The organism is Lentibacillus sp., assembly GCF_035301925.1.
Lineage (GTDB): Bacteria > Bacillota > Bacilli > Bacillales > Amphibacillaceae > Lentibacillus.
Genome location: NZ_DATGTI010000048.1, coordinates 1 through 19,067 on the forward strand (window position 1 = coordinate 1; position 19,067 = coordinate 19,067).

Annotated in this window: 18 protein-coding genes and 1 other RNA gene; 3 read left to right on the forward strand and 16 right to left on the reverse strand. The window is 42.0% G+C overall.

Annotation, left to right across the window (positions count from 1 at the left end; all coding sequences use genetic code 11):
- A partial coding sequence (locus VK080_RS04265; protein ID WP_324223583.1) for a formate--tetrahydrofolate ligase occupies positions 1–149 on the reverse strand: 149 nt, incomplete at its 3' end.
- Between the two features lie 346 nt (positions 150–495).
- Here VK080_RS04265 and VK080_RS04270 point away from each other — a divergent pair.
- The gene (locus tag VK080_RS04270) at positions 496–696 is read left to right on the forward strand and encodes a cold-shock protein (RefSeq protein WP_324223527.1); all 201 of its coding nucleotides are present in this window, start codon (positions 496–498) and stop codon (positions 694–696) included.
- A gap of 324 nt (positions 697–1,020) precedes the next feature.
- Here the strand turns inward: VK080_RS04270 and VK080_RS04275 are convergent, their stop codons facing one another.
- The 9 genes from VK080_RS04275 to VK080_RS04315 all read right to left on the reverse strand — a co-directional run bounded on the left by VK080_RS04275 (position 1,021) and on the right by VK080_RS04315 (position 7,814).
- Entirely contained in the window at positions 1,021–1,530 is a 510-nt protein-coding gene (locus VK080_RS04275) for an isoprenylcysteine carboxyl methyltransferase family protein (protein WP_324223528.1), read from the reverse strand.
- Entirely contained in the window at positions 1,527–2,615 is a 1,089-nt protein-coding gene (locus VK080_RS04280; RefSeq protein ID WP_324223529.1) for a type III polyketide synthase, read from the reverse strand. The genes VK080_RS04275 and VK080_RS04280 overlap by 4 nt, the downstream gene beginning before the upstream one ends.
- Positions 2,616–2,876: 261 nt before the next feature.
- The gene (locus VK080_RS04285; RefSeq protein WP_324223530.1) at positions 2,877–4,007 is read right to left on the reverse strand and encodes a class I SAM-dependent RNA methyltransferase; all 1,131 of its coding nucleotides are present in this window, start codon (positions 4,005–4,007) and stop codon (positions 2,877–2,879) included.
- A gap of 119 nt (positions 4,008–4,126) precedes the next feature.
- Positions 4,127–4,514, reverse strand: an RNA gene (gene rnpB / locus VK080_RS04290) — RNase P RNA component class B.
- A 63-nt stretch (positions 4,515–4,577) separates the two neighbouring features.
- Positions 4,578–4,880 (reverse strand): cell division regulator GpsB, encoded by a 303-nt coding sequence (gene gpsB / locus VK080_RS04295; RefSeq protein WP_324223531.1) that lies wholly within the window; start codon positions 4,878–4,880, stop codon positions 4,578–4,580.
- A gap of 318 nt (positions 4,881–5,198) precedes the next feature.
- Positions 5,199–5,603: a cytidine deaminase gene (locus VK080_RS04300; RefSeq protein WP_324223532.1), complete on the reverse strand. Its 405-nt coding sequence runs from the start codon at positions 5,601–5,603 to the stop codon at positions 5,199–5,201.
- A gap of 250 nt (positions 5,604–5,853) precedes the next feature.
- Positions 5,854–6,210, reverse strand: a complete 357-nt coding sequence (locus tag VK080_RS04305) for a DUF1798 family protein (RefSeq protein ID WP_324223533.1) — start codon at positions 6,208–6,210, stop codon at positions 5,854–5,856.
- A 74-nt stretch (positions 6,211–6,284) separates the two neighbouring features.
- Positions 6,285–6,563 carry a hypothetical protein gene (locus VK080_RS04310; RefSeq protein WP_324223534.1) on the reverse strand — a complete coding sequence of 93 codons (279 nt, stop codon included), beginning with the start codon at positions 6,561–6,563 and terminating at the stop codon, positions 6,285–6,287.
- A 294-nt stretch (positions 6,564–6,857) separates the two neighbouring features.
- On the reverse strand, positions 6,858–7,814 hold the full coding sequence (locus VK080_RS04315) for a DUF2515 family protein (protein WP_324223535.1): 957 nt from the start codon (positions 7,812–7,814) through the stop codon (positions 6,858–6,860).
- A gap of 81 nt (positions 7,815–7,895) precedes the next feature.
- Between VK080_RS04315 and recU the strand changes: the two genes are divergently transcribed.
- Both recU and VK080_RS04325 read left to right on the forward strand, forming a co-directional pair.
- Positions 7,896–8,486, forward strand: coding sequence for a Holliday junction resolvase RecU (gene recU / locus VK080_RS04320; RefSeq protein ID WP_324223536.1), 591 nt, complete (start codon positions 7,896–7,898; stop codon positions 8,484–8,486).
- 18 nt (positions 8,487–8,504) lie between these two features.
- Positions 8,505–11,255, forward strand: a complete 2,751-nt coding sequence (locus VK080_RS04325; protein WP_324223537.1) for a PBP1A family penicillin-binding protein — start codon at positions 8,505–8,507, stop codon at positions 11,253–11,255.
- A 54-nt stretch (positions 11,256–11,309) separates the two neighbouring features.
- On the opposite strand, the gene nth is transcribed toward VK080_RS04325, so the two are convergent.
- The 6 genes from nth to dinG form a co-directional block, all read right to left on the reverse strand.
- Positions 11,310–11,972 (reverse strand): endonuclease III, encoded by a 663-nt coding sequence (gene nth / locus VK080_RS04330; RefSeq protein ID WP_324223538.1) that lies wholly within the window; start codon positions 11,970–11,972, stop codon positions 11,310–11,312.
- 3 nt (positions 11,973–11,975) lie between these two features.
- On the reverse strand, positions 11,976–12,653 hold the full coding sequence (locus VK080_RS04335; protein WP_324223539.1) for a DnaD domain-containing protein: 678 nt from the start codon (positions 12,651–12,653) through the stop codon (positions 11,976–11,978).
- 101 nt (positions 12,654–12,754) lie between these two features.
- A complete protein-coding gene (gene asnS, locus VK080_RS04340; RefSeq protein ID WP_324223540.1) occupies positions 12,755–14,047 on the reverse strand; it encodes an asparagine--tRNA ligase in 1,293 nt (430 codons plus the stop codon).
- A 16-nt stretch (positions 14,048–14,063) separates the two neighbouring features.
- Positions 14,064–15,248, reverse strand: a complete 1,185-nt coding sequence (locus VK080_RS04345) for a pyridoxal phosphate-dependent aminotransferase (RefSeq protein ID WP_324223541.1) — start codon at positions 15,246–15,248, stop codon at positions 14,064–14,066.
- A 20-nt stretch (positions 15,249–15,268) separates the two neighbouring features.
- Positions 15,269–15,808: a DUF5590 domain-containing protein gene (locus VK080_RS04350; protein ID WP_324223542.1), complete on the reverse strand. Its 540-nt coding sequence runs from the start codon at positions 15,806–15,808 to the stop codon at positions 15,269–15,271.
- Between the two features lie 292 nt (positions 15,809–16,100).
- Positions 16,101–18,902: an ATP-dependent DNA helicase DinG gene (dinG, locus tag VK080_RS04355; RefSeq protein ID WP_324223543.1), complete on the reverse strand. Its 2,802-nt coding sequence runs from the start codon at positions 18,900–18,902 to the stop codon at positions 16,101–16,103.
- Between the last annotated feature and the right edge of the window lie 165 nt (positions 18,903–19,067).

The window sequence follows — 19,067 nt, forward strand, 5'->3', positions numbered from 1 at the left end:
TCATGCAGCTTGTCCAATAATCCATCAGATAGTTTTGCTTTTGTATGGCCGTACGGCTCCCAATCCTCCCGTTCCAGATCAAGCCCCGCAGCAATTTCTTCAATTGGTTTTAAATCAGCATCCTGCGCAATTTCGATGTCCGTTTTCATTTAATAACGCTCCCCTCCGGATCAATTAATTCCAGTGTAACTTAATGATTGCATTTTTAACATACTTTTCCCATATTTCATGAAGCGCTCTCATAAATTTTTGCCTATCTGTTGTTATTCTGTAAAACAGCGAAATAAATTGAGGCATTTTCTTGACTGAAAGCCTAAAATAAGCTATATTGGATACAAGCAAAGAAGATGTATGGAATCATTAAAGACAGGCAGCTTCTATGGAAGTGGATGCAATAGTGATCCAGCACTTCTGTAGAGCTGCTTTTTTAAATTCTGTTTGTCTGCTTTGTATTACCACGTTTTACGTGAAAAGTTTTTAGGAGGATTAATTACAATGGAAAACGGCGTAGTAAAATGGTTTAATGCGGAAAAAGGCTATGGCTTCATTCAGGTGGAGGAAGGAAATGACGTATTCGTCCATTATTCCGCTATCCAGGAAGAAGGCTTCAAAACGTTGGAAGAAGGTCAGAATGTTACATTTGAAATTGTTGAAGGCGATCGCGGCCCACAAGCTGCAAACGTTGTTAAACAATAATTGATTTGACCATATATGCAAAGCGGTAATCTTTCATGGTTACCGCTTTTTTTGTAACTTCAAAAAGTATAAATTCGGGATCCTCTTTTATTATTGAAATTGGCTGGTTCAGTGAATTCTTCAAGTCAGGTTCCCCACCTCTGATCCCTGGGGAAATCGAGACTGGGCATGAGTTTTTCCTGCTGTCGATCGCCTTTCATGAACCATCGGTGTAAAATAGATTTTATCCGTGATGCAAAATCCCGTGTTATAAAAATTATATGTGGCCAAAAATATGAAAAACCAGGGATAACAAGTACAAGAAAGTTATCGCTGGTTTTTCGTCTATGTTGCTCTGGTTAAAGCTTTTTCTTCCTGCAGTATTCTGACTCTTAATAACAAAAGGTGACAAACCGGGAATAGCAAAGCCGTCAGCTGTGCACCAACAAGCATCGGTATGACGAACAGTTCAACCCCCACAACGATATAGTTGGGATGTTTGATATATTTGTACGGTCCTTTTTTGATTAGAGCGACTCCAGGCAGCACAATCACTTTTGTATTCCAAAACTTTCCCAATGTATGAATGCACCATACCCTTACAGCCTGTGCCACCAAAAAAATAATCAGCAGAAAGTAGTTCACATTTGTCAATACATGCTTATTGATGGAAGTCTCGATAATGATGGATATAAAAAAGCAACAATGAAGCATGATAAACCATTTATAATGCTTTTCTCCTTTTTCAATGCCTCCTATACGTTTCATCCATTTTTCATTGCTTCTGGCAATCGACAGTTCGACCAGGCGCTGGATGATAACTGCCACAATAAAAAACCACATCCAAGTCGTCATGATTTATCCCACTCCAATAACAGTAGTTCTGAGCTGAATCCCGGCCCCAAAGCTGACAGGATACTTAACGTTTTGGGTTTAATCGCTTCCTGCATCCATTCATGCAGTACATACAGAACCGTTGCCGATGACATATTGCCATGATGTCGCAATACGTTATAAGAATGTTTTATCTTTGCCTGTGGAATCTCTAAAACATCCTCCATCGCTTCCAGCACTTTTTTGCCTCCAGGGTGCGCAATATAAGTGTGAATGGTTTGCCTATTCACATTCACTTCTTTCATGAAAGTGTCGTCATGATGCTTCCAAAAAGAACGTACAAGCGCCGGAATGCTCTTGGAAAAAATGACTTCCAGACCTCTGTCTGTTACATGCCAGCCCATTATGGAATGACTGTTTTTCTTTGTGAGCGAGCTTGTTTTGACTATTTTCGGCTTTATGCTTTTACTATATGGTAAATAAGTGGAATTATCCCCCATTACCAATGCCGCGCTGGCTCCATCACCGAACAAAGCAGTACCAACAATATTTCTTTTGCTGACGTCATCTTTTTGAAATGTCAGGCTGCACAATTCGCAGCAAACAACCAATACATTCTTTTCCGGATGTGCCGTAATCCAGTCAAATGCTCGCGACAGACCAATGGCTCCACCGGCACAACCGAGCCCCCAGAGCGGCATCCGTATGATATCCTCCCGAAACGGACGTTCGCTCATGATAAATGTATCCAGCGATGGAGTGGACAGCCCAGTGCTGGATACAAATATAATCAGGTCGACTGCTTCATATGGAACAGGATCTTCTAAAAACTGTCCATTGGCCAAACAAGCATCGATTGCTTGCAATGAATAGCGGATTGAAAGCTGCTGATAGAGGTCATTCTTTTCTTCAAATGAGTGGTCTTTTTTAAACCAGTCTGGTTCGACCGCAAACTGTCTCCTGTCAATTTGTGCATGGTCGAAAACACGCAAAAGCCGGTTAACTTGCTTTCCTTGCCCATTATTGAAAATATCTTTGACCAACGATTTAATATTCATTTGTCTTATGTCGTAAGGTGGAATCCCTAAACCAACAGAACTGATCAATTAATGATTCCCCTTTCAAACAGGGAAAAGATATACTTTCACGGAAATACCTGTCATGTGTTTTCTTTAATTAGTTTGGCTCTTTCCCGCAAATCTATAACAAACATTTTCACAGAGTTTTCAATTTGATTGACAAAGGATTGATAATTCCACTGATACGCGTATTCTTGAACTTAAGACAAAGCAAAAACCAGGGATGACAGGCCCTGGTTTTTGGCTTAAGATGATTTTTTTTATGCATCGCAGCAATACTCAAAGATGTTAATGCTTTTTTCCGAAATACTGATAATAGTTGGTTTGGATGAATCCGTTGAAAAGTTTTCGTTTCTTGGTGGCTTTTACACCATATTTTTGTTCAAATGCATGAAATGCCGTTAATATATAAACACTCCATGACGGGTGTTCTTTCATAATATTGCCCAGATCCTGATATATCTCCGCAGCATCATTCCGATCTCCTATACGTTGTCCATATGGCGGATTGCCGATTAAATAACCATTTTCTTTTCGGATGGTCAGGTCGCTTACTTGCATTTGTTTCCAGGAAATCAGATCACCGAGCCCGGCTTCGGTCGCATTTTCCTTGGCAATATCAATCATCTTGTGGTCAATATCCGACCCGGTTATATCAAGTTTCTGGTCATAATTCGCTTTATCTTCCACTTCTTCAAACGCATTTTCCCAATACCGGTTATGAATCCATTCCCAATTCTCGGAAGCAAACTCACGGTTAAACCCGGGAGCGATATTCTGACCAATTAAAGCAGCCTCGATCGGGATTGTTCCTGATCCACAAAAAGGATCCGTCAACGGATAATCAGGTTTCCAATTAGTCAGCATGATCAACGCTGCCGCCAATGTTTCTTTTAATGGTGCCTCCCCTTGCCCAACACGGTAACCGCGCTTATGCAAACCCGCACCGGATGTATCAATGGTTAACGTGGCGATATCTTTATGGATAGCGGCTTCAACTTTGTATAATGAACCCGTTTCAGGCAGTTTTCCGGCAACCCCATATTTTAATTTTAAACGTTCAGCAATCGCTTTTTTAACAATAGCCTGACAATCCGGGACACTATGTAAAGTGGATTTTACGGATTTTCCCGAAACAGGAAATTCACCGTCTTCCGTTATAACATTTTCCCACGGCAGCGCTTTTGTAGCTTCAAATAATTCTTCAAATGTAAGCGCTTTGAATTGACCAACTTGCAGTTTGACACGATCGGCACTACGCAGCCATAAGTTACAGCGGGGAATAGCTGATACAGGTGCATTAAACGTGACCTTTCCATTTTCAACATTCACATCATATCCCAGCTTTCTTACCTCTGCTGCCACAACCGATTCCAGTCCCATAGCAGCTGTTGCGATTAATGTAATATCATTGGACATATGTATTTCCTTTCATTTCTGAATTAAAGCAGTATTAGTTTACCACAATGACGTACAATTAAAAAACCTTTCTGAAAGGATCAGAAAGGTTCCGGTTAACCATTTTGGACCATTGAATACTTGATAAGCCATGTTCTGTACCGTTGTACTTCTACGGTGGTCAGCCTTGTACATCGGTCGTAATCATCTATCTACGGGTATTAACATGAATACCCGTCCCTCTTTCGGTTCATTTCCCTAATCAAGGGTGCCCCTACCAAATTTTTGGGTTGCTCACTCGCGGGGTTTACCGCGTTCCACCCGGACTGTTTCCAATCCGGCTGCGTCACTGTGGCACTTTCAAGTGTACTGATCCATGTCTTTCGAGTTAGGATGTTCCACTGCCGTTAACGTTTGACCGTTACCTTGACTTATGATTTCGTCAAGCACGAACACTACAGGCATCGCAGCCTGTGTGAGCATGGACTTTCCTCTGTATATGAATATATACAGCGATTACGCAAGTATTCAATTCATATCTAAAAAGATTATACCATATTTAAATGGCTTCTTCACTGGTAATTTAAAACATCATTCGGAATCGGCGTATTTGTTGCCGAATACAGCTTTTTCAAGATTGGAAACACGTTTTAAAATATCATAGTTGACTTGATGGTTTGGTGTTGCTTGGCGGCTCCTGGTCTGATCGGATTGTTTTCTGAGACGCTCATTTTCCTGTCGTAGTTTATCGATTTCCTGATTGAAGACTTCGTAGTCCTGAATAATTGTATCGAGAAACTCATCAACTTCTTCCTGATTGTAACCGCGCATTGCGGTCTTAAAATCTTTTTCCAATATGTCTTTTCCTGTAAGTTGAATCCGGTTTGTATTCATCTTCAGTCACCTCTGATTTTTCTTTTCATAGTCAAGAAAAAAGCATGTCCATTTTTATGTGTATTGCTATTCGTTTTCATATATGCACCATTTCTTCTGTTTTTAGTATAACATGATTCCTAACAGTTGTCTTATTGGATTGACATGGGGGTGTGTTCATCTTTATCGTTAATTTCGGTCCAAATATTTGCTTTCCGTGGAATCGCGCCAAGCTTCCCACCTTGATCTCATTCTTTGCTGCTTTTGGTGTCTTGAACCTTCCCGTCATGAGTTCCCGCGTCTTTCACTTCAAAAGCACGAAAAAGAGAAGCTGATTGATCAGCTTCTCTCGCCCATATCCTCTGCCTGGAAGGAAAATGGCAGTAATTCTTCCATTGTGACTGTTTTGGTTTCACTATGTATATCGGCTAAATGAATTGACATGTTGCTGTCAAAAAATTCACTCATCACTTGCCGGCAAGAACCACATGGTGGAACAGGACGTTCAGTATCAGCCACAACGGCCATCTCAGAAAAATCATGAGCACCATCAGCAATGGCTTTAAAAATGGCCACCCGTTCCGCACAGCAGCTGACGGGATATGCTGCATTTTCGATATTGCATCCCGTATATACTTTCCCTGAACGCGTTAAAACTGCTGCACCGACAGGGAATTTTGAATATGGGACATATGCTTTATTTTTAATATTTTTGGCCTCTTTGAGTAAATTCTGCTTATTCATACGCTTCTCCTATCTTACATAAGTGCGACGTTATTATAATCGAAATCGGCTTGATTTGTAAAGCGTTTAATCCTCCGCATGTAAGGGTCAGTAACATGCCAAAAAAACAGCGGCTGACTGACCCTGAATGCCCGATTCTACTCGGGCCTGAACGATGCAGGTCACAAAGGCGTTGCAACACGACGCCAAGTACTTAGCCTGTGTTCCTTAACCAGTCGGAAAAAAGCACCCGACTGAATGATGTTTCGCTTTATCCGCCTGGCAGATCAGATAACAGCTGGTCAAGAATGAAGTGTATGGAGTGATTCAATTCCATATACCGTTTCCGCTTGACATCAACATAATAACTGTTCATCAATAGTAATTCCATATTTTCACGTGTTGATGCAACCTGCTGCGGATGAAGATTCACCTTCCGTTCTTTGACAGCTTTGAGTGCATTCTTCTCCCATTCAGCAAGCAGTTCATAAACAGGTTCAGTACGTTCTTTCACCATTTGAAAAAATTGCTTGTCTTTTTTACTTTCTGGAGGATTATTTTCTTCATATATATTCTTTAATTGTTCAAGATGCTCCTTAAGGGCTTCGGTTTGCTGCATTAAATTCATAAAATATCCTGACCTTTACAAAATATTTTAGCTGACAAGCATATTTTATCATTCAGTTCGTTAAAAAGCACCCGTTACGACAGTCTTTTTTGCGATTGATTGGGGATAAACCGATTGTGCACTAGCTTCTTTCTTTTCATTCGCTGCTTTTGCTCCAGTTTGTTTATGGTATATGCAGTATGATAGAGGTCCTGGTGGCAGGTCTGAAATTCCTCCTCGATGGTGTTATCGGTCGCCATCGTAATTTTTTGATCGATTAAACGCAGCTGGTCAGTTATTTCAGCCAATGCATCTGTGAAATCGTGCTTCCGGTTCTTCCTCGTTTTTGTGTTGACTGTTGTTATTTCGGTCATGATACTCACCCTCATATTAAGATTTGTTATTCACTATTTCGGGATAGTAGGCCGCTTCCCTTCCCCTTCGACAAAACTAGAAGAATAACGGCAAAACAAGTGTAAATTCACTCACGTATACACAAACTAATGACAAAGGAGGTGATTGTCATGGATAAAAAACCATCACAGGAGAAGACTGAAAAACATCACCGCAAAAAAGAAAATCAAAGCCGCAGCAAAAAATTGGACGGCCCTAACCGTCCTTCAACCTAATCAATGCAGATAAGGATTTGTCCTGTGGCAAATCCTTTTTTATGCGAAAATATCTCTTAAATGATAGTAAGCATAAAGCAGTTTGCGTCTGTTATAAAACGTTTTTTGAATGCCTGGACTTTGTCGATCTCGGCAAAGGTTTTCAGTCCATTTTTGCTTGATGCCCCCGCTTTTATACCAGTCGCTCCGAATATTATCCTGATGGCTGATAACCGGATAAATGGTGCGTAAGAGAGGTGCTTTATCCATTTTGATGCCAAGAAAACGTTCATAGTCCATTCTTGACCCCGTATGTTCAACAGAACGTGCAAAGTCATACAATGCGTCATAAACGGTGGGGTTGAACATGATTGATGCAATCTTTTTCCCAAGCACAATTCGTTTATCGATATTCGTAAAGTCATGTACGAACGCTCCATAGAGTGTGGCTGATCTGATTGGCAGCAGAACAGCATTCAATGACAGAATGTCCTGTAAAAGATATGGCGGACGCAAAAACACCCGATACTTAAAATAATCCTGTTTAATGACAGGGCCATGGATCACATTCTGCTCATTGATAATCAGCGAAATCATCAATCGTTGTGTGTCTTTGTGCTTCCAGAAATAAGTCCATTCCTTTTGCATGAAACGGGACACATGAAGTTCCGGCAATAAATGGAACATCGGTTTGCTTAATTTCAAAGAAAGCTTATAAATCAGCAGCTGTGGATATGCATCGGAAAAAATAAGCCAGTTGGCGCGCTCATAGGTCATAAATAGACGCTCCCGCTGGGTATCTGACAGGATTGTCCGGAATGGCGGCAAGGCTAAATCAGTCATGTTCCAGCCTGCATTTCGCGACACCATACTCGCGAGGAAAGCCCATTTTATTTCAGGAAAAATCGTATAAAAGTTTTGATAGGCTTTTGTACGGGAAATGTTATCAAAGTTGTGCGCTTTTGTCTCAGATACTATATAATGGACATAGTCGCGTTTTTCCCGTTCAATCATCATATGAAGACCCCGTTTCATAGGATTTATAGTCAATTGCTGCATTTTTTGATATGATACTGTAATAAACTAGGGGGAGAATAAATGCGTTACCCAAATGGCCAAAAAAGAAAGAGTATCCAAAAGGCATCCAGGCAAATCCGTTCAATCGGGTTCGGTAACCGCGGCATGACATTGGAAGCGGATATCAATGCCACGAATGCCTTTTATCGGGATACAGATAAGGCAGTGATCCATAAAAAACCGACACCGGTACAGATTGTGAACGTCCACTATCCAAAAAGAAGTGCCGCTGTCATTACAGAGGGATACTTTAAACAGCCCTCCACAACCGACTATAATGGTTTGTACCGTCATAAGCATATTGATTTTGAGGCAAAAGAAACCAAAAATAAAACGAGGTTTCCACTTGCAAATATACATGGCCATCAGATTGATCACATGAAATCAATCGTAAATCACGGTGGTATTTGTTTTTTGATTATACGGTTTTCCATCTATAATGAGACATATTTGATGCCTGCTGACACGTTTTTCCCATATTGGGATAAGCAATTTAATGATGGGAGAAAATCGATTCCATACGAAACGATTCAACATAAAGGCTACAGCATTCCATTTCATTATCAGGCAAGGGTTGATTATTTAGCCATTGTCGACCAGCTTTACTTTTAGATTGGAGGAGAAAGCGTTATGGCAACAAACGGCCAATCTCGTACAGCAAGACGAAGACAAAAAAAAGCTGCAAAAAAACCATTATGGAAAAAGATTCTAATGATCATCGGTATTGCCATCTTGGCTATTGGAATCGGTGTTGGCGGACTGTTCACCTATTATATTGCCACAGCACCGGAAATTGATGCATCTAAACTGGATTCACCATATTCATCAAAAATATATGACAAGGATGGCGAACTGTTTGCCGATCTGGGCGCCGGTGAACAGCGAACAAAAGTTGAATATGAAGAACTGCCGCAGGTGTTGATTGACGCTGTTCTTTCAACCGAGGATGCACGATTTTTCGAACACCCCGGTATTGATGTATGGCGGATTGGCGGCGCTTTGGTTGCCAATGTGACAAATGGTTTTGGTTCAGAAGGTGCCAGTACGATTACTCAGCAGCTGGTTGAACAATCCTTCCTGTCACCGGAAAAGAAAATCAGCATCAAAGTTCAGGAAATGTGGCTGGCTCTACAACTGGAACGCCAGTATTCCAAAGAGGAAATACTGGAGATGTATTTGAATAAAATTTTTTACGGAAATGGCGCATATGGCGTTGGCAAAGCGGCAGAGGTTTATTTCGGCAAAACGGACCTGAGTGAACTGACGCTGCCTGAAGCAGCTATACTTGCCGGTTTGCCGCAGCGGCCATCTGCATATAATCCGTTTAAAAACCCTGATTTAATGAAAGATCGGATGAACACAGTTCTAAATTTGATGGTCGAAAATGATAAAATTTCGGAAAGTGAAGCTGAAAAAGCGAGCCAAGTGGATATCCCTTCACTGCTCACTGATGATACACCCGATCCTGTACGATATGAGGCATTTTTACAGCAGGTACGTAAAGAAGTTGAAGAAAAGGTCGATGGTGCGGATATTTATACAGATGGACTGGAGATCCATACAACACTCGATACCGATGCACAGGAACACGTTGAATTTTTGCTCTCCGAGGATAGCTCGATAAATTATCCGGCACCTGTTACCGATGAGGAAGGCAATGAACATGAAATGGAAGCGGGGATGACTGTACTTGATACTGAAACCGGCGCAATCCGAGCAATTGGCGGTGCCCGCGGCGGCCTGGAAAATGATGGGCTGAATTATGCGACGGATATAAGCCGTCAGCCGGCCTCAACGTTCAAGCCGATAATCGACTATGGTCCCGCCATTGAACATCTCCAATGGTCAACGTATCATCAGCTGAATGATGACGGCCCATATGATATTGCTGGTTCCGATGCCCAGATTAACACATGGGCCGGCCAGTACTACGGCTGGGTATCGATGCGGTATGCTCTGCAGCAGTCTCTGAACGTCCCGGCTGCCAAAACATTAGAGGAAGTCGGCATGGATACAGACAAAGAATTCGCGGAAGGTCTGGGCATCTCGATTGGAGACACGCCAATGGGGATAACCGATGCAATTGGCGGCGGACAAATTGGAACAAATCCGCTTGATCTTGCAGGCGCCTACCGAGCATTTGGAAATGGCGGTGTGTACAATGAGCCATACGCTGTAACTGAAGTTGTTTTCCCGGATACCGGAAGAACTGTTGATTTAACACCGGAACCTGAAGCAGCCATGTCCGAGTCTACGGCATATATGATCACTGACATGCTCAAGACCGCCATTACAGATGGAACCGGTGCACAAGCGAATGTTCCCGGCCTGCCGGATGCCGGTAAAACAGGTACCAGCACACACGATGAAGTAGAAGGTTCTCCTGATTCCTGGTTCACCGGGTATACGACGAATTATACGATTTCGATATGGACCGGGTACAATGACAACAGTATCACGTTACCGGATACGAAAATTCCGCACGCGTTATACAAAAATACCATGACCGAACTGTCCAAAGATATTGAAACGCCTGACTTTACACAACCTGACTCTGTTGTTGAAGTGCCGGTGGAAAAAGGGTCAAGACCTGCTAAACTGCCAAGTGATTATACACCTGAGTCTGAAATTGTAACCGAATTGTTCGTAAAAGGAACCGAACCAACCGAGACGTCAGAGCAATTTGATCAGCTTGACCCAGTGGAAGGACTGGAAGCAGCCTATGATGAAGAATCGGATACCATACAGGTTGAATGGGATTATGATTCAGATGAGGAAGTGTCCTTTGAAGTGAGCGCAAGTGTGGATGGCGGTCAGATGCAGGGTCTTTCGTCGACTGATGAGACGTCGATGGAAATTTCCAATGTGGAACCTGGGACAACGTACGAGATTCAGGTTGTCGCCGTAACAGATTCAAGTACCAGTGAACCTGCGACAACCACCGTTCAAGTACCAGGTGATGAAGAAGATGACGCGGAAGAAGAGGAGAATGGAGAAGAAAACGGAGAAGGAAACATTCCGGCGGTCAGCGGTCTCAGCGCCAGCCCATCCGGTTCGACGATTGATGTTTCCTGGCAATACAATGGTCCGCCTGCACAGTTTGAAGTCGTTGTGACACAAAACGGCAGCGAAATACAGCGGCAGACGGTACAGTCCGCAGGAATTATTATTGAAGGTGCTCAGCCAGGTGCTTATAACATTACGGTCACACCTGTCGGGCAAAATGGTGCCAATCAGGGTGTCAGAGGAGAACCGAGCAGTACCAGTGCCCAAGTCAATGAAGACAGCGGGGAAACTGGTGGTAATAACGAAGAAGAAAATGAAGAAGAGAACGAAGAAGAAAACGAAAACGGTAATGATGGGAATGGCGGTCAAAATTAATCGCCGTTAACCACAAAGAGGCAGTCTCATATTACTGAGACTGCCTCTTTTCGATTAATTCCCGGCTTTTTCCGCTTTTCTCATCCGCTTCTGCCCTTCCCGGCATAAATCAAGCAGCGGACATTCCGGACATTGCGGGTTTCTTGCCTTGCAATGATATCGCCCGAAGAAGATCATCCGATGATGGGTATCAGCCCACTCTTCTTTTGGCACTTTTTTCATCAGGGTCTGTTCGACTTCCAGAACGGAATCTTTCCAGCGGCAGATCGCTAATCGTTTGGCAACACGTTCGACATGTGTATCAACGGCGATCGCTGGTTCCTTAAACGCAACAGATGCTACAACGTTAGCGGTTTTCCGCCCTACTCCGGCAAGCTTCATCAATTCCGTTTTTGTTCTGGGCACTTTTCCATCATAGTCATCAATCAGCATCTGACAAAGTTTTCGGATATTTTTCGCTTTATTGCGGTAAAGACCAATTGATCTGATGTCCTGCTGCAACTCTTCTAAAGGAACTGCCAAATAATCCTCAGGTGTTTTATATTTTTTGAATAATGATGCCGTTACTTTATTAACCAAGTTATCTGTACATTGGGCAGATAATAACACAGCAATAACAAGTTCAAAAGGATTGTCGTGGTTCAGTTCACACTGTGCTTCCGGGTACATTTCCTTCATGACATCCAGACAGTGCTGAACCTGTGACTTATTAAGCATCCACTATTCCTCCTCCAGCCAGTTATAATAAATGGATGTATCCCGTTTTTTGGGCTTATTGTCTTTTTTAGCCGCCTGCTTTTCATGGAAAGCTTTGCTTGCATTACGTGCCTGTTCAACGGTATGAATCCCTTTCTTTTTCCACTCCCGGAGAATCCGGTCAATATATTTGAAATTAAGCTTCCCCATCAGCACAGATTCCCTTAACGCTGCTTTTATAAGCGCAGGGGCAAGTTCGTCTTCATCAAGCCATGTATTGATCATCTCAATCTCAAATGGTGACAGTGGTCTGCCAAACTCCTGTTCAAACAGTATAAATATGGTGCCATCACCTTCTGCCTGGTCTTCCTGCTTTTCTGCAAACAGTTTTTCCCAGAGCGGGTTGAGGCTGTATGATTCAGTAATCTGATTCGCTTCATTTTTCAATTGCTCAATCGATAAAAAGTTTTTCTGAATCAATCTGCGCAATATATTGGCACATTCTTTTTCGCTGATTGTCAAATGACTGGCCAGGTCGTTTGGTGTGGGAAAATCATTTTTTTCCTGTTGAAAGCGCAGCAGCTGTATAATGACCATGACTTCCTGTTCCTTAAGTCCCAACGTTGTAAATTGATCAAGTAATTGAACAGGTACTTGTATCTGGTTTAATAAAATATCCTGAAATGAAATGAATCTTGTCATAATGCACACCTCATTTCCAGTATAGCATGTTTCTTTCAGCTGCAGATGTTAAAATCCCTTGCTTTTTGATCGGCAAGGGATTGTGATGAAACGATCAATTATTAAGGATACAGCCGGTTCAGCAGTCTCGGAAATGGAATTGTTTCACGAACATGATCCACTCCGGCAATCCAGGCAACTGTCCGTTCAAGGCCCAATCCAAAACCTGAATGGGGCACGCTCCCATATTGGCGCAGTTCCAGATACCATTGATAAGCGGGACCTGTCAGATCATGTTCTTCATAACGCTGTTCCATGAGCTTAAAGTCATCAATGCGCTGTGATCCGCCGATGATCTCTCCATAACCCTCCGGGGCGATAAGGTCTGCACACAATACAACTTCCGGCCGCTCAGGGTGTGGTTTCATGTAAAATGCTTTTATATCAGCAGGGTAATTTGTGATAAATACTGGTTTTTCAAAGCTTTCAGCAATAGCTGTTTCATGGGGCGCACCAAAATCCACTCCCCATTCGATGTCATCAAAGCCTTTTTCCTTAAGTAATTTTATGGCATCGTCATAGCTGATTCTTGGAAATGGCGCCTTGATAGACTCGAGTTTTGTTGTATCCCGTCCAAGTGTCTGCAATTCAAGACGGCATTTTTCAAGAACAGATTGAACAACAAAACTGACATATTGCTCTTGGATTTCCAGACTTTCGTCATGATCAACAAAAGCCATCTCCGGTTCAATCATCCAGAATTCAATTAAGTGTCTCCGCGTTTTTGACTTTTCTGCACGGAATGTCGGGCCGAATGAAAATACTTTACCAAAAGCCATAGCCGCTGCCTCCATATACAGCTGGCCGCTTTGTGACAAATAAGCTTGCTCATCAAAGTATTGTGTATGGAAAAGTTCAGTCGTTCCTTCTGCTGAAGAACCTGTCAAAATCGGCGGATCTACTTTCACATATCCGTTATCATTAAAAAATTGATACGTTGCCCGAATGATTTCATTCCTTATTTTCATGATGGCATGCTGACGGCTCGAGCGCAGCCATAAATGCCGGTGATCCATCAGGAATTCCGTTCCGTGTTCTTTTGGTGTTATCGGGTAATCAACCGCTTCCTGAATCAGCTCAATGTCACTCACCTGCATTTCATAGCCGAATGGCGAACGTGTATCTTCTACAATCGTTCCTGAAATGTACATTGAGGATTCCTGTGTCATATTTTTAGCGAGCTGAAACACGTCGTCTGTCACATCATTTTTGGCTACTACGCCTTGAATAAACCCGGTACCATCCCTTAATTGCAAAAAAGCGATTTTACCGCTTGATCGTTTGTTGGCAAGCCACGCACCAATGGTCACAACTTGACCTTCGTATGCTGGTGTTTGTGAAATCGTTGTTTTCAAAATATTCCCTCCAAAACTATGATTGATGGTTTAGAACAAAATGTTTAATGCGTTTTGCGGCTTCTTTTATTTGATCGACTGAAACAGCATAAGACAAACGGACGTTTTCCGGAGCACCGAACCCGGTTCCGGGCACTAAGGCAACTTTTTCTTCCTCAAGCAATGCTTTCACCCAATCATCAACATTATCAAAGCCATTCTGACTGACAGCTTCCTGTACATTCGGGAACATATAAAATGCGCCTTTAGGTTTGACACATGATATCCCTGGTATATCTTTTAATAAGTCATAAAATAATTCAAGCCGTTCATTGAATATATTCCGCATTTCGGCATTGGGATCTTCATCTTTATTATAAGCGGCTAAAGCTGCGTATTGGGCAATTGATGTTGGGTTGGATGTCGAATGAGATGCCAGGTTGGTCATGGGCTTAATTATCTCAGCAGGTCCGGCGGCATACCCAATCCGCCATCCTGTCATCGCATGTGATTTCGACACACCATTAATAATGATGGTATTATTTTTCAGTCGGCTGGAAATTTCAGCTATTGAAACATGTTTGTCATTCGTGTATATCAATTTTTCATAAATTTCATCTGATACAATCAAAATATTATGTTTTAAGCAGATGTCGCCTAGCTCCTGCAGTTCTTGTTGATTGTACATCATGCCAGTCGGGTTGCTTGGCGAATTAATGATAACTGCTTTTGTTTTTGGTGTAATAGCTGCTTCAAGCTGCTCTGGTGTTATTTTGAAATCATTTGCCTCTTCTGCATTGATGAAGACCGGCTTTCCTTCAGCCAGTTTAACCTGTTCCGGATAACTTACCCAGTAAGGTGCAGGCACAATTACTTCATCCCCTTTATTTAACAGAACCTGGAAGAGTGTATATAGAGCGTGTTTAGCACCTGTTGTCACAATGATTTCATCGGTTGTGTAGGTAAGTTCGTTATCGCGGATGAATTTATTCGCAACCGCTTCCTTCAGCTCATTTATACCACCGGCTGGTGTATATTTGGTAAATCCCTGTCGCATAGCTTTTTCTGCAGCATCCAGTATATACGCCGGGGTATTGAAGTCAGGTTCACCTGCACCAAGCCCGATAACATCATATCCCTGGCTTTTTAACGCCTTAGCTTTCGCGGTAATCGCCAATGTCGATGATGGTGTTAATGTTTTCACTCGATTTGCAAGTTCCAATTTAATAGTCACCTTCCTAGTCAAAATAACTGGTTGTAACGAATTACTTCAATCATTGAACCGTCCTGAAAAGATAAATATGCCATTACATAGTAACCTGCATTATCTTCATATGTTATTTCCCATGCCGGCTGTTTTCCGTCATTCGAAATGACTGCTGGCTGTATATCAACCAGTGTACAGGCATCACACCGGTCGTTCCAATTGGCTCTAACCTCTTCTTTGGCAATTATATCCGACTGCTTGACACTTATTATATTGGCCGGGTTTCCATCAAATGGATAAAAAACAATCGCAGCCGCATCATTTTCGGTCTCCCCGTAAACCGTATAATATGCATTTTCACCGTGAAACCGTTCAATTTTACTGATTGTATTCAATTCGGTTTCCTCAAGCACGTGTGTTTCTACCTGGTCAAATGATGCTGTGCGATTATCCTGGATAGTCAGATACAGATAAATTCCAAAAATAAGACATGCAACAATCAGAAAGCCAATAATTCCCGACACCCATTTCAGCCATCCGGGAAATGTTCTCTGTGAAAATCGATTATTTCTCATTTGTCTCATCCCATGGTCGGTAAAATCCTGATTAGTATAGCCATTAATTGTCCTCCATGTCATAATTGCTGCTATTTTTATCATATTTTGCTACTTATATTGCTGCTGGTCACGCCCACACTATAAGTAACGTTGAAATTAAATAAGCAGTACACACTATATAGTATAACAAGCATTGCGGCAAATTGTTATTGATTTCAACAAAAAATTTCCCGGCCCCATACCGCTGGATACTGATGCATCGACTGGTGCATCAGTATTTTTTTAAGAATTCGCGTCATGCGTTTTCTTCTTAAAACCATTCGTTTGCTTTTTTCATGATGGCGTGTGTCGAATCATGTGTTATTGGCACATCCGGAATTGATTCGGTGAAATATTTTCCGTAACGGGCTTTCATGATACGTGCATCACAAACGAATACAATCCCCCGGTCATTTGTGGAGCGGATCAGTCTTCCAAAACCTTGTTTAAACCGGATAACGGCATTCGGCAATGCCAATTCAAAAAAAGGGTTTTTACCTTCATTTTTGAATTGATTCGATTTTGCTTCATACACTGGATGATTCGGAGGCTGGAATGGCAGTCTTACGATCATGAGACATGATAAATCCTGTCCCGGAATATCAACGCCTTCCCAGAAAGAACTTGTCCCCAGAAGTATTGATTGGCTGAATGTTTGAAAATTCTTTTTCAGCCGGGATCTGCTGCCGCTGGATATCCCCTGGGCTATCAGCATATATTCGCTGGTATCAATCGTGTCCCTTAACAGATAGTAACCTTTGCGAAGCATGTCATACGACGTAAACAAAACGAGCATTCGGCCATTTGTAATCTGAGCCAAAGATATAATGGCTTCACACACTGCGTGGACGAAATCATCCAGTGTGCTGTATCTGACATCAGGAAAATCGTCCGGAATCATGAGCTGCACCTGATTCTGATATGAAAAAGGTGAACTTATTTTAGCCGTGATCAGATTTTCCGGTGACAATCCGAGCCTGTTTTGACTGAATGAAAAAGAATCACGTATCGACAATGTCGCACTTGTTAAAATAACACTTTCCTTTTGACTGAAAAAGTCGTTTGCCAGCAATGTGGATATATCTGTCGGTTCACTGTACAAATATACAGCATTTTTGGCACCATATGCTTCCATTTCAATCCATTTCACCTCAGCATGGGCACTATCCGTCAAAAACAGCTGTTCCAGCCGGTCAATAATGGATTGGAGTTCTTCCATATGTGCTTTCAGATCTTCCGAATAATGATCGTTTACGCTGGATTCAACCTGTTGGTTTAATGATGAAAGCAAATGGATCATGTCGCGCAGGTAAAAGGTTAGTCTGTTCACCATTTCGATAATAGTATTCCATTGTGCGGGGTCTTCTTTATCACCATCAAACCGATATTGAATTCTCCCGGTATCACTTAACGATTTATTTTTCTGTTTCTGTTCGACAACATATTGGAACAGCATCCGGAAAAAATCATCCACTTCATATTTCGTTTTTCCAATAAGATCATCCCATAACGTTTTTGAAAAACTATCCGCATCATTGATCGGATGATCCAAAAGCAATTTTCCGATCAAGTCATTTTCGTCTGTTCTGCCTATTTGACTGAGCGTGTTTTGTACGTGGACATAATGCAGCCTCAAGCCATAATGTTTGGAAGCAGTTTCTTCCAGGTGATGTGCTTCATCAATGATTGCTTTATCATAGGATGGCAGCAATTGATAATCATTAAACATGTCTGTACATAATAAAGCATGGTTGGTAATTAGAATATCCGCTTTCTGTGCTTTTCTGCGGGCACGCTGATAATAGGACCGTGAAAACCAGGGTGATGACGGATCAATGATGCCCTCAGTATCTGTAGAGATTTGCTTGTAAAAAAAATAACCACTCGATGGCAGCTGAATCTCATCGATATCTCCCGTCTCGGTTTCTGTCAGCCATACGAGAAGCATGGCTTTCGTTAACGTTACATCATAATTATCCGTCTGTTCAGAAGCGAGTGCACGTTCAAATTTTTCAAGGCTTATATAATGCTTTTTCCCTTTAAGTAACGCGACATTAAAAGGAAATGATACAAGCCGGTTGATCAAAGGAATCTCCTCATCAAGCAATTGTGATTGCAATTGAGTCGTATAAGTGCTGATAACGATTTTTTTATTTTTGGTGACCGCTTCATAAATTGCCGGAAGCAAATAAGCCAATGATTTGCCTGTACCGGTTTCTGCTTCAATCAGTGCGTGATTTTTTGTCTGAAAGGCGTCAAATACCGTTTCAGACATTTCACGCTGTCCTTCCCGTTTTTCATAGTTGGGCATCTGTTGTTCCATGGTCCCATCAGCTTCATAAATAGCGTCAAGATAGCTGCCGAAAGATGTATCGATTTCCTGTTTTTGGGTTTTGACATCAGTCACTTCCTTTATAGCCAAACCTCTATAGATATCCATTCCTTCATTTTCATCACTGGAAAAGGCAAGTACCTGCTGCTGTTCGGACAATATAGCATGCAAATCTGATTTCAGACCTTTTTCCAGGCTGAGCAAATGGTTTATGGTTTCATAAGGCAGTTGTTTGAGCTTACGCAATAATGTCAACAGTAATTTTGCCGTCATATGAGCATCAGTAATCGCACGATGTGGCGCATCATGCGCAATACCCAGATAGTCTGCGAGTTGTCCCAATTTAAAACCCGGTGCCTGCGGGTAAAGGATACGGGCGAGTTCCACCGTGTCCAATACCGGATTATGCAGTTCAGGAAAATCGCTTGCTGCCAGCTCCTCATTCAGAAAGCCTAAGTCGAATGGCACATTATGGGCCACCAGGTAACTATTTTTAAACATGGCCGTTATTTCGGCAGCTTTGTCCCGGAGGACGGGGGCTTCACGAACGTCTGTATCAGTTATCCCTGTTAAATTAGTTATAAAAGGCGGAATCGGTCTTTCCGGATTTAGAAAAGTCGAATATTCTTGAGTAATGCCATTCTTTTCAATGACAACAATTCCAACCTCGATAATTTTATCAGGGTTCACCGGTGAATGTCCTGTCGTTTCCAAGTCGATTACAACATACTTCTCATTCATATTGCCACCTTACTCTCAATTAAACGTATTACAGAGGTTGTTCAAAAACTCCGACAAACATGACGCGTCGAATAAAGGATCTTCGGCCAAATACCGATAAGTCGCACAAACTGCTAAGTCACCACATCTATTGAAAGCTCTCATGTGACAATTTCTTTCTTTGGA